General features: G+C 67.4%; 9 protein-coding genes. 4 read left to right on the top strand and 5 right to left on the bottom strand.

Going from position 1 to position 11,848, the window contains the following annotated elements; translation table 11 throughout:
• Positions 1–28 precede the first annotated feature (28 nt).
• Both KA712_03315 and KA712_03310 read right to left on the bottom strand, forming a co-directional pair.
• Positions 29–526: a hypothetical protein gene (locus KA712_03315; GenBank protein MCG5051967.1), complete on the bottom strand. Its 498-nt coding sequence runs from the start codon at positions 524–526 to the stop codon at positions 29–31.
• A 49-nt stretch (positions 527–575) separates the two neighbouring features.
• Positions 576–2,972 (bottom strand): glycoside hydrolase family 3 C-terminal domain-containing protein, encoded by a 2,397-nt coding sequence (locus tag KA712_03310; protein MCG5051966.1) that lies wholly within the window; start codon positions 2,970–2,972, stop codon positions 576–578.
• Between the two features lie 216 nt (positions 2,973–3,188).
• Here KA712_03310 and KA712_03305 point away from each other — a divergent pair, with 216 nt between their 5' ends.
• Together KA712_03305 and KA712_03300 are read left to right on the top strand one after the other, a co-directional pair.
• Entirely contained in the window at positions 3,189–3,506 is a 318-nt protein-coding gene (locus KA712_03305; GenBank protein MCG5051965.1) for an SET domain-containing protein-lysine N-methyltransferase, read from the top strand.
• 50 nt (positions 3,507–3,556) lie between these two features.
• On the top strand, positions 3,557–3,913 hold the full coding sequence (locus KA712_03300) for a GFA family protein (GenBank protein MCG5051964.1): 357 nt from the start codon (positions 3,557–3,559) through the stop codon (positions 3,911–3,913).
• Between the two features lie 63 nt (positions 3,914–3,976).
• Here KA712_03300 and KA712_03295 read toward each other — a convergent pair whose 3' ends face one another.
• Complete coding sequence (locus tag KA712_03295; GenBank protein MCG5051963.1) at positions 3,977–5,155, bottom strand: MFS transporter; 1,179 nt, start codon at positions 5,153–5,155, stop codon at positions 3,977–3,979.
• A gap of 314 nt (positions 5,156–5,469) precedes the next feature.
• A complete protein-coding gene (locus KA712_03290) occupies positions 5,470–8,658 on the bottom strand; it encodes a LuxR C-terminal-related transcriptional regulator (GenBank protein ID MCG5051962.1) in 3,189 nt (1,062 codons plus the stop codon).
• Between the two features lie 217 nt (positions 8,659–8,875).
• Between KA712_03290 and KA712_03285 the strand changes: the two genes are divergently transcribed.
• Positions 8,876–9,532, top strand: a complete 657-nt coding sequence (locus tag KA712_03285) for a hypothetical protein (GenBank protein ID MCG5051961.1) — start codon at positions 8,876–8,878, stop codon at positions 9,530–9,532.
• 20 nt (positions 9,533–9,552) lie between these two features.
• On the opposite strand, the gene KA712_03280 is transcribed toward KA712_03285, so the two are convergent.
• Positions 9,553–10,467 carry a cytochrome c gene (locus KA712_03280; GenBank protein MCG5051960.1) on the bottom strand — a complete coding sequence of 305 codons (915 nt, stop codon included), beginning with the start codon at positions 10,465–10,467 and terminating at the stop codon, positions 9,553–9,555.
• A gap of 203 nt (positions 10,468–10,670) precedes the next feature.
• Between KA712_03280 and KA712_03275 the strand changes: the two genes are divergently transcribed.
• Positions 10,671–11,837, top strand: a complete 1,167-nt coding sequence (locus KA712_03275) for a histidine kinase (GenBank protein MCG5051959.1) — start codon at positions 10,671–10,673, stop codon at positions 11,835–11,837.
• Positions 11,838–11,848: the final 11 nt, after the last annotated feature.

The raw sequence follows: 11,848 nt of genomic DNA, 5'->3' as shown, positions 1-11,848 counted from the left end.
CCTCGCTGGCGTGCGCCTTCGGGTGGGGTCAGCGGAAGTAGTAGACCAGCCCCGCGCTGGAAACGAACTGGGCCCCGAAACCAAAACGGTTGTCTTCCTCGCCGTCGTTGAAGGCCACGCCGAAGCCAAAGGACGTGCTCACGGCTACGTTGTCCGTGAGAAAAGCCCGCACCTGGGCGATCGCATCCACGTGAAGGTCGGTGGTGGAGTCGGCCGGGCCGTCGGGATCGCTGTTGATGAATCCAAGGCCCCCTCCGAGGGAAAAGTCCGAGTTTGCCCCTTTGTGCACCACCCACAACGCCCGGCCCCCCAGACCGATGTTCGTGCCGTTGGCGGAAACGAAGCTCAAGATGCCGTCGATGCGCAGCTGCCCCATGTCGTAGACGAGCGCCGCGCCGCCAGGTCCCGTGAGCATGGCCTCGGCCCCAAGCCCCAAAGAGGCTCCGCCCGCGCCGTCTTGTGCGTAGGCCGGCGCCGAAGCCGCGCCGGAGAGCATGATTGCCGTAAGGAGGGATTTTGTCTTCATGCGGCCCAGGGTGCCCTGGCCGGCCGGGAAAGGGCAAATAACTGGCCGCTCAGCGCGGCGGCGCCCGCACCTCGAGTTCGACCCCCTCGAGGTCCTTGGAATTCGGCCCCACGAGGACGTCAAAGCGCCCAGGCTCGATGGCCCGCTTCACGTCGCGCCCGAAAAACGCGAGCGCGCGGGCGGGCAAGCGAAAGGTGACGGTCTGGGTCTCGCCCGGCTCCAGGTGAACCCGTGCGAAGTCCTCGAGTTCCTTGACGGGCCGCGTGACCGAGGCCACCTGATCGCGGACGTAGAGCTGAACCACTTCGTCACCCGGCCGGCTGCCCGTGTTGGTGACCTCGACGGTGACGACCGCGGTTTCGGACGTGGTAATCGAAGCCGCCCCCAAGAGGGGCGCGCCCACCGCGAAGGTCGTGTAGCTCAGGCCATGGCCGAAGGGATAAAGAGGGCCTTCGTCGGCGCCAAGGTAGCGGCGTACGCGCGAGGGCTTGTGGTCGTAGGTTGCGGGAAGCTGCCCCACGCCGCGCGGAAAGGTGATGGGGGTCTTGCCTCCTGGGTTCACGTCGCCAAACAAGACCCGCGCCACGGCGAGACCTGTGTTTTGGCCCAGATACCAACCCTGCAGCACCGCATCCACGCGCTTGTGAAGAGGAGAGAGATCGAGGGGCCGTCCGCCCAGGACCAGCGCCACCACGGGTTTCCTCGTGGCCACGATGGCTTCGGCGAGCTGCACCTGATCCCCCAGCAAGGTCAGGCTGTCTCGATCGCCCAGATGGTCGTCCTCCCACGCCTCACGGCTCGTGGTCTCGTTGTCCCCCAGGACCAGAACCACGGCGTCGCTCCGCCGTGCCACACGAACCGCTTCCTGAATGCGCCGCAGGTTTTTCTGCGGGTCCGCCGCCGTCACCTCCCCGTCCTTCCAGAAGGTGGCCTCGGATTCCACGATGCGAACGCCTTCGGCATATGTGACCTGGAACCGACCTCGCGCATAGCGCTCGAGCCCCTCCCTCACGCCCATGCCCTCCCTGGGTTCAGCTGAGTAGGCCCCGAGGTGGATGTCTGCCGCGTTCGGCCCGATCACGGCAAGCCGGCGCACGCGGTGCACGTCGAGCGGCAGAGCCTGGTGTTCGTTCTTCAGCAGGATGAGGGCACGCTCGGCGGCGTCTTGCGCGAGCGCGAGGTGAGCCGGTGCGCCCACGACCTCCGGAGCCTCGTCTTCGGGAACCAGGGGATCTTCGAAAAGCCCCAGGAGAAACTTGGCGCGCAGCACCCTCGCCACGGCCTGGTCCAGCATGTGAACCGAGACCCTCCCCTGTTCGACCTGCGCTGCGAGCGTGGGATAGGCGAAGTCACGGTTCGCCAACTCGAGATCCACACCCGCCCACAGCGCCATGCGTGCTGCGTCCTCGACGGTTTCGGCCACACCGTGAAAGTCGCGCAGCTGGGCGATGCCTTTCGAGTCGGCCAGCACGAAACCCGAAAAGCCCCACTCGCCCCGCAGGACATCGGTCAAAAGCCAGCGGTTCGCATGTGAGGGGATGCCGTCGACCTCGTTGTACGAGGCCATGATCCCCATGACGGCGCTTCCCTTGACGAGGGTCTCGAAGGGCCCAAGGTGCACCTCCCGGAAGTGACGAAGCCCGAGGTTCGCAGGGGCCGCGTTGCGCCCTCCCTCGGGCGCGCCATGCCCCGCGAAGTGTTTCAAGACCGAAGCCACGTGCTGCTTATCGATCCCGCTCCCTGGCAGCAAAGCCTCGCCCTGCAGCCCCTGCACGGCCGCCAAACCCATGCGTCCCACCAGGTAAGGATCTTCTCCAAACGTTTCCTCGGTGCGCCCCCAGCGAGGCTCACGCCCCACGTCCACCACGGGGGCCAACACCACGTTGCGGCCGAGGGCCCGCATCTCCCGCCCCACCACCTCGTATACGCGGCGTACGAAGGCAGGGTCCCAGGTGCTGGCCAGCGCGAGGGCCTGTGGGAAATGGGTGCCCCCTTTGACCAAGGCGCCATGAAGCCCTTCCCCCACCAGCAAGGCCGGGATGCCGAGGCGGGTATGGGAGCGCAGGTAGCTTTGGATCTCGTTCGCCATCCGCGCGTGTACAGAGGGCGGAAACTTGTCTGCGGGAAGCCCGGTGATGCCGAGCCCCTCGGCCAAGACTTCGCGGGCCCGGACGGGGTCGAGCCGCCCCTCTGGGTCGATATACGCTGGCCACGGCTTGATACAGACCTGCGCCACCTTTTCTGCAAGAGTCATCTGCGCAAGGAGCGAGGCCACGCGCTCATCGATGGAGCGCGCGGGGTCCCTGAACGCCTCCTGCGCGGCGGGCACAAGGGGGCGGTGGGCGGGGGCCGCTTTGGGCGCCTGTGCGTAGGAGGGTGAACGCTCTCGCTTGATCGCTCCGCCATGGCATCCGAAGCCGAAAAGGACGGCACAAGCTCCCCCCATGAGGGCGCCCCGGTTGTGACCGAGGCCTACTCTTTTTCTCAGGACATGCGAAAGCCCCATGCCAGTTCAATCTAGCCAATCGGTTCGCGCCCGTGTTCGACTTCGTGGCAAGAAAGCGCGACGTGGGGTCAGCCCGGGAGGGTCGGGGGCGTCGACGGCCGTGGCGTCATCGACTATGACCCCCTCTCTCGAATCCCTTTCAAGCAAGCACCATCCATGTCACTACGATACGAAGTCCGAAAGAGCCGCATCCATGGCCGCGGGGTGTTCGCCACCCGCGTTTTCAAAAAAGGAGACCTCATCGGCATCTACGAGGGTCCCCTGACCAAAAAAGAAGGCGCCTACGTCCTCTACACCTACGACGATGACGGAAACGAAGTGCGCATCGCCGGCAAAGGAACCTTGCGTTTCGTCAATCATTCGAGCAAGCCGAACGCAGACTTCTGGGGCGATGAGCTGTGGGCCAAAAAGCGCATCAACCCCGGCGACGAGATCACCTTCAACTACGGGCCAGACTGGGATCAGGGTAAGTAGCGATCGCAGAGCCCCTAGGCGCGCACCTTCGTCCTGTGTAAACTTCGTTCATGACGACGAAACACAGGGGAAGCTGCCATTGTGGCAAGGTCCAGTACGAGGTGGAGGTCGACCTCGAGAGCCCCGTAGTGGCCTGCAACTGCTCGATGTGTGGGCGAAGCGGAACGCTTCTGTCTTTCGTGCCCGGACCCGCGTTCTCGCTGCTGAGCGGAGACGATGTGCTGACCGACTATCGGTTCAACAAACACGTCATCGACCACCTCTTCTGCTCGATATGCGGCATCAAACCGTTTGCGCGGGGCACACGCCCCGATGGCACTCCCACGGTGGCGATCAACGTGCGGTGCCTCGAAGGCGTGGACCTCGAGACCCTGAAGGTTCAGAAGTTCGACGGCCGCTCCTATTGATTGTCGCAAGGCGAACGCCCCGAAACCCAGGCGCCGGAGCCCACGTCCCCGGCGCCTGGCGCTTCAGCCCCGCCGCCTCAAACACCAAAGCCCTGCCAGCGTCACCGCCCCCACACCCGAGAACACCAGGGGCAACCCCACCTGCTCGGCCACGAACCCCAGCGCCACCACCAGCAGGCTGCCGGCGCTGAAGGCCACGTTCACGGTGGTCATCAGCAAGGGCCGCTCGTCCGCGCTCACACGTGCGAGCGAGAGGGCCATGAACGACGGGTAAAACGTACCGTGGGCGATCCCGAACACGGCGCCCAGCACCGCGATCGTACCCGGCGCCATCAGCTGTGTGCCTGCCACCACCACACCATAGAGCGCCAACGACGCCCGACAGGCCCGCTCGTATCCCACCCGATCCAGCCAGCGCCCCGCCACCACCCGCACCGCCAGCGCCGTTACCGTGTACCCAAGCAGGAAATCCGACACGCGCAGCACGCCCCGTTGCAGCGCCAGTGGTTGATGAAACGAGAACATCGTGGCGCAGGAAAACCCCAACACCGCCCACAGCGCCCACAGCTGCACAGGCAACACACGCCCCGCCGCGGGCGTCACCTGGGCCGTCTCGAGCGTGGGCCCATCAGCCGGCAAGCGCCCCGCCAGCACGAACGCCAGCAGCGCCGCCGCCACAGCAATGCCGAACACCACGATCGGGCCGCCCTCGGCCAGCAGCGGCTCGGCGAGCGGAGGGCCCACGGCGTTCATCGCCAACACCGCACTGGCGAACACACCCATCGCCTGCGCCATGCGCCCCGGAGGGGCCAGGTCGGCAGCCAAGGCGCTGCCCGCCGTGAAGATCATCGCCCAGGCGATGCCCTGCACGAAGCGCCCGAAGCCCGCCAAGAGCCCCGCGTGATCCACGAACATGAACACCGCGCCCCCCACGGCCGTGCACAACGCCCCCAAGCGCATGAACCGCCTGCGTCCCACCCGCCGCAGCAGCCGCGCCAACGGCTTTGCCAGCAGGATGTTCGCAGCACCGTAGAGCGCCATGATCCAGCCTATCTCGAAAGGTCCTGCGCCCAGCCCCACCGTGAGGTGCTTCGGCAAGATCAGAAACACCGAAAAAGACAAGCCCAGCGCTGATTGCACGAAGAGCAGGCGCACGAACGCGGGGTGCAGCAAGACCTTGGGCGCTGCGGCCGAAGCGAGGGAGGCAACCTGAGGCGGTGTAGAAATCGGTAACGTGGACATGACTCGTCTTCCGGGTCCCGCGGCCCTGGGGAAAGCGACGAAGGGGCGAAGCGATGAGGAAGAAGCCACAACGAAAAAACCCCTCCGGCGTCGGCGGGAGGGGTTTGGGTAAGTTCGATGCGAACGTTCGCTCACACGCGTCCCAGGTCCCCTCCGGTCTCGTGAACGAGACGGATGGCTACGGCTTTACGGCCGCACCAATACGTAAGGGTGGGAAGCATGGGCTTCGTCGACATCGAGCCCTCATGATGCGAGATCGGCGCGCGGCGGTCAAGCACGCGCGCCCGACGACCTCACAACGCCCCGAGATCGTTTCACCCTTTGCGCACGAGCCCTTGGGCCCACGCCACCGCCACCGCATCGGTGCGCCGCTGCACGCCGAGCTTGAGCAGCACGAGGCTCACGTGAATACGCACGGTGGCTTCGTCAATGCCCAGGGACCGCGCGAGCGCGCCATCACTCGGGTTTTCACACAACTGTTCCAGCACCTCGCGCTCCCGCGGGGAAAGCGCGTCAGACTCCGCCATACCCTCCTGCCGCGAGAGCCACGCGGCGACAGGCTCACGGACCCTTCGTCGAAGGGCCTCGCTGAAGGCCTCGCGCTCCACGCCCGCCGCGCTTGCGAACTCAGCCGCCGCAGGTGCCGGGAAACACACACCCACCTCCGTGCCCACGCCGCGTGCCGCATGCACCATGAGGGTTCCGTCCCCGCGTTCCGCACGGGCGCGCAGGCTCGCCTCGAAGCCAGGCGCGAAGTCCTCGCCGTCGCTGCGCAGCCATAACGAGACCTGCGCCGGCAAGGCCTGAAGCTCGAGGCTCACGAAGCGCGCATGTCCGTGATCCACGGCGTTCCGCACCATGCTTTGGGCCGCGTGCACGAGTTCGTACGCCAGTTCGGGCGGCAGCGCGAGCGCCTCGCCCGCGGCGCTCACCTCGATGAGCACGCCCTCGTAAAGCCGCGATTCGGCCTGGAGGGCCTCGATCACGGGACCGAGCCCGGTGGCCCGCGCTCTGAGCCGCAAAGCCGCCTGACGGGTGAGCGCGGCCCCTTGAACGAGCGCGCGTTGGGGGCCGGCCGGTCCCGCGCGGTCCCGCTGCGGCTCGGCGGCCAAGAATACCGGCGCCAGATCGTCGAGCAGATCGTGCGCGAGGCGCTCGCAGCGGCTCTGTGCCTCTGCACGCGCAAGGGCCAGGGACTTGCGCTGTTCACGCAGGCGCTGCCCGTGCCACACCCAAGCGCCGAGGCCCACCACCCCGAGCCCGAGCGCCAGGGCCCAGGAGCGTTTCTGCCAGGGTGCCGGGACGTGCAGGGTGAGCGCCACCCGGGCAGCTTGCGCGCGTTGGCCCTGGCGGTAGGCCTGCAGCTCGAAACGATGCGTTCCCGAAGCCACGCCCGCAAAGTGCACCGATCGCTGCCCTCCCTCGGCCTCGATGAAGCCCGCTTCGCGGGTGGGTTCATCGCGCCCCACCAGGCGGTAGCGAAAGCGGAGCCGCTCGGGCTCAGCAAAAAGAGGCGCGGTGAAAGACAGAGTCAGGGAACGCAGGTTCGCGGGAACAACGACCTTGCTACCCCCGCCGACGGAGACGGGATGCCCATCCACCCACACCTGGTCGATCACGGGTTGCGGGGGCGGTGCGGGCCGTACGCTCTCGGGAGCCTCGAAGACCAGGGCGCCGGCGAGGGTCGGGAACCAAAGGCGCCCGTCGCGGCCGCGCGTGGCACCCCCCGCGCGCGTGAGCTCGGTGGGCAGCCCGTCGTCGAGGCCGAACGCTTCGGGATCGAGCTGCCCCTGGCCCGTGCGCGCAACCTGGGCGGCCTGGCGCTCCGATACGGTGAAGAGGCCGCTTTCGCCGGCCAGCCACAGCCTGCCGCGGCTGTCCTCGAGCACATCGGTGAGCGTCGTGCTCGCAAGGCCGTGTGCCCCCTTGAGCAAACAGGTCACGCGCCCGTCGTGATGAAGCAGGCCGTGGGCCGTGGCGCCCCACAACACACCCAGGCGGCTTTCATGAAGGGCTCGCACCTCTTCCCCGCCCTGCGCGGGCCACACCACCACGCGGGCGTCGGCGTCCTGCACGGCAAGCACACCAGCGCCGCGTGTCCCCACCCACACGCCCCCAGCGCTCCGATCGGCGATCGCGGAGATCGCCCGCACACAAGGCGTGCCTGGCGAGCTGCATACGGGCGCGGGCGGCATCACCGCCACGAAGCGCCCCTGTCGGTACGAAAGCAGGCGCCCATCGGCGAACCCCAGCCAAACACCCTCGTCATCGGCCAAGAGCGCAGTAGGACGCGCGGCTGCGGGCACCTCGGGCACACGCAAGGTCTCGAAGGTGCGCCCATCAAAGCGGACCAAGAGCGGGTCGAGACCGGTCAGCCACAGATCGCCCGTGGGTGAGGCTGAGAGGCGCTGTGGCGCGGGGAGCGGCAGCACGGAGCCGTCGCCGGGGACCGCACGGCCCTGACTCGGCCACACCGTGAGCGCGGCGGGCGCGTCAGTTTTCACGAGCACCAAGCCCGCGGGCGAGAGCAACCACACCCCGCCCTCCCGCGCCGTTGCGGCCGCCCACACATCGTTGCTCGGCAGCCCCTGGGCCTGGCCCAACACCTGCCAGCGCCGCGGGCGGATCGCGGTGACGCCCCCCCCGAAAGTGCCCGCCCACAGGCCTCCCTCGCCATCAGTCGATAGCGACGTGACCAGGTTGGCGCCGAGGCCGTCGCGTGTGGTGTACGTCTGGCGGCCGGTGGAACTGGCGTGCATGAGTCCGCCCGCGCCCGGCAGCGAGAACCACAGATCACCCCTGCGGTCGCGCAAGGCGGCCACCACGGAACGGCCCCGCAGGTACGCCCAGCTGCCAGGAGGCTCCGGAAAAAGCGCATCGAGGGCGAGGGGCAGCGGAGACAGCTGCGGCCCCTGCCCCGTTGGCGCGGGCCCAAAGCGGCCGTGCGCAAAGGCCACGCGTCCGAGGCGGGTCTCGGCCCACAGCACCCCGCGCCCGTCCCTGGCCAAAGCCAAAATGTCCCGCGCAGGAAGACCGTCTTCGGTGCCAAACGCCACGAAGCCTTCAGCCACCCGCCGATAAAGCGCCGTCTCGGTTCCCACCCACAGCTCGTGCTCGGGCCCGAGCGCCATGGCGGTGACGCGGCCTTTGCCGGGACCTCCCTCAGCCGCCGCCGAAGCGAAACCGGCCCCCGTGCGATAGGCCAGGCCGCCCTGTTCGGTTCCCACCCACAGGGTGCCGCGTGCGTCGACCAACAACGCCGTCACGGCGCCTGCGGGTAGGCCAGGTGTGCGGGCGCCGTCGAAAAGCACCATCCGATGCCCGTCGAAGCGGACCAGCCCCCGCTGGGTTCCGATCCAAAGGAACCGGTCGGGCGTCTGTGCCACCGCATGGACGAAGCTTGCCGGCCGGTGCGTCGTAAAACCGAGCGCGGGAAAGCGCAGCTCGGCGTGGGCCGGCGCACAGCCGCCGCTCCGAAGCCCGGCCCAAAGCCCAAGGGCCATGGCAAGGAATGTGACGAATGAAGACCTGAAACCGCGGATGCGGCAAATGCTAACACGCACGACACGCCCCCTTGAACTCCGGGGGTCATCGCAGCCCTTGCGCCCACGCCCCCGCGAGGCGCATCATCTGCGGCTCTCAGGGTGAGCCCCACCGCCGGCGGCGCACGCGCCCCAGCGGCACACGCTTTGCGAGCCCTGGTTTCGAGGTTCATTTGCCATGAAGACTTTCCTTGCAGCCCTCGGGCTGGCCGTGGTCACGGGGTGTGGTGCCAGCAACCCCCATCGTGTGGATCCCGAAGAGATGAGCGCCGAGGCGCACCGGGTCGAGGCCGAGCGGGAGGCCGAGCAGGCCCGTGCGGAAAAGGCCCGCTACAATCCCGCGAAGACCGAGCCCAGCCCCTTTCGCGATCGCGCCGCCGAGGGCGATCTGGGCGAGGCGGTGGCGCTTCACAACCCCTCCGAAGAGCACCTCCGCAAGGCGCAATGGCATGATGCGCACGCCAGCGCGCACGAAAAGGCCGCGCGTAAGTTGGAGACGTTCGAGGACGAGGCCTGCGCGGGCGTCCCCGCCCGTGAGCGCGGTGCGTGCCCGCTGCTCGGACCCGTGGAACAGATCCGCGACGTCGCAGGCGGCGTGGCCATCGATCTGTCTCAGAAGGTGAACGCGGCCGCAGCCGTGGCTTCGATGCGCTGCCACTACGCCTATGCCCGGGCCCGCGGCTTCGCGAAAGAGGCAGCCGCATGCCCGCTTTACGTGCGGGGACTCGAGATCGAACAGGCGGGGGCCCACACGATCGAAATCACCGCCAAGGATCCGGCTACCACTGCCCACGTCCGCCAAGCCGCCCGCGAAGACGCGGGGGGCGCCCACTGACCGGCAATCGGCGGGTGCTGTCAGCGCGGGGCGCGATCACCCCACGCGGGTGCTTCGATGAGGGGCCTTTGCTGCACGAGTGACTTCACATACGCCGCAAGCGCCCACAACTCCGGCACCGAGAGTACGTCGTAGGGGCCCATGGGCGTGCCATCCAACCCGGTCTGCAGCGTGAGGAAGATGTCTTCCATGCGCTCGCCGCGCAGGAACTGGCCCTTTTTGAAGTCACGGATGCGCACGGGGCGTTCGGTCCCGGTCTGCTGGTACAGCGCAGCCGCGGGCCCATCCGCACCGCCCTCGGGTCCGTGGCAAGCGCCGCAGCGATGCCGCGCATAGAGCGACTGGCCCTTGGCCACGAGGGCCTCCGTGACGGGCGGCGTCTCCGCGGGCATCCCGAAGGGTTTGCCCGGCTCTTCGCTGCGGAAACGGGGCGAAAAGCTCATGATGCGATAGACCAGCGCCCACCGCTCATCTTCCGAAAACCTCGCCCACGGGAACATCTCGGTGCCATGCATGCCGCGTGAGATCGTGACGTAGAGATCTGCGGGCGTGGGCAAGGTTCCCGAAGGCGTGGAGCGCAGCTTGAAAATCCCCTTCGTGAAGTCGGGCGTGGGCACGGTCAGGGTTGCCGCCGCGGGCCCGCGCCCATCTCCCCACGTTCCATGACAGCTAGCGCAGTTGCGCTTGAACAGCGCCACACCCCGCTTCCGCAGGGCCGCCGTGTTGTCTGGCGCAGGTCCCTTCGGCGCGGCGTCAGAGGGTGGCCCCACCATCCACACGAGGTCCACCGGCGCCTTTCTGTGCCTTGGCACCTCCGCCGCTTCGGTGGGGGCCGCACCGCGCATCGAGGCGTCCGCTCCAGGTCCTGCACCCGTTGCTGAAGGCAAGCTGATCCCAAGCAGCGCGGCGACACGAGCCGCAATGAACACATTCATCACTTCCCCCCTGATGCTTCGAGGACAGTCCGCTCGCGGGCGGGCCTATTGGCTACACGCAGGCCCTGCAGGTATCTCATGACATCGGCCTCATCTTCATCACACGATGCAAAATCGAAGCCCAGACACAGCGCGCGGGGCCGCCCGCAGACGCAACTCCGCCCGTGTCGTCCGCGCCCAGATCGTGATACACCTCGCAAACCATGGGTGATTTCACCTTCTTCGAGCGGCTGAAAGACTACGTACGCTTCGGCCCGGACGATAGCCGACACCTCAAGGAAGCCTTCCCCTTCGTCGAGGCTCACTTCAAGCCCATCATCGACGACTTCTACGACGCCATCTTGACCCACGAGGACGCCAGCAAAGCGATCACGGGTGGGGACGAGCAAGTGGAGCGCTTGAAGAACACGCTCATGAGCTGGCTGGCCGAGATGTTCGAGGGGCCCCATGACGAAGCCTACTTCGACAAGCGCGCACGCATCGGACGTATGCACGTTCGCATCGGGCTGCCTCAGGATTACATGTTCACGGCCATGAACCGCATCCGGGTCCGGCTGCTCAAGGTGGTGTACGACAACCTGCACCCCGACAAAGAACGTTGCCTCCTCACGGCCACTGCGCTCGAGAAGATACTTGACCTCGAGCTTGCGATCATGCTCGAGACGTACAGGGAGTCGCTGCTCTCCGCGAACCGCGCCGCCGAGCGCTTGGCCACCATCGGGCAGTTCGCCACCGGCATCGGCCACGAGTTGCGCAACCCCCTGGGCGTGGTGGAGTCATCCATCTTCCTGCTGCGCCAGAGGCTTGGCCCCGAGGTGGCGGCCGACCCGCGCGTGGCCAAGCACATCGACCGCATTCAAAGTGAGCTCCGGCGCGCCAACAAGACCATCACCGACCTGCTCGAGCTTGCGCGCAACCGCCCACCGTCCCGCCAGACCACCTCGGCCCGCGGGCTGATCGCGCAAGCCGTCACGGCCAGCAACCTGCCCGACACCGTTCACGTGGTGGTGGAAGTTCCCGAAGATCTCTCGGTCGAGGTGGATCCCGGCCAGATGTCTCAAGTCTTTGCCAACTTGTTTCTCAACGCGGCGCAAGCCATGGGAAACGTGGGTCGCATCATGGTCAGCGCCAGCGCCCGCAACGGCCGTGTCGAATTCCGGGTCTCCGACGACGGGCCCGGTGTGCCCGTGGACGTGGCCCACCGTATCTTCGAGCCGCTCTTCACCACGAAAGCCAAGGGGACAGGCATCGGACTGTCGCTCTGCCGGCGGATTCTCGAAGCGCACGGCGGAACCATCACCCTCGCGCATCGCAGCACCGCTGACGCGGCGGCAGAGCGCGGAGCGACGTTCGTTGTGTTATTGTCTTGAGTCTCTCCCCC

The sequence above is a fragment of the Myxococcales bacterium genome (assembly GCA_022184915.1).
Lineage (GTDB): Bacteria > Myxococcota_A > Polyangia > Fen-1088 > Fen-1088 > JAGTJU01.
The sequence above is the reverse complement of the archived record's forward strand: the minus strand, read 5'-3'. Positions and strand labels throughout refer to the sequence as shown.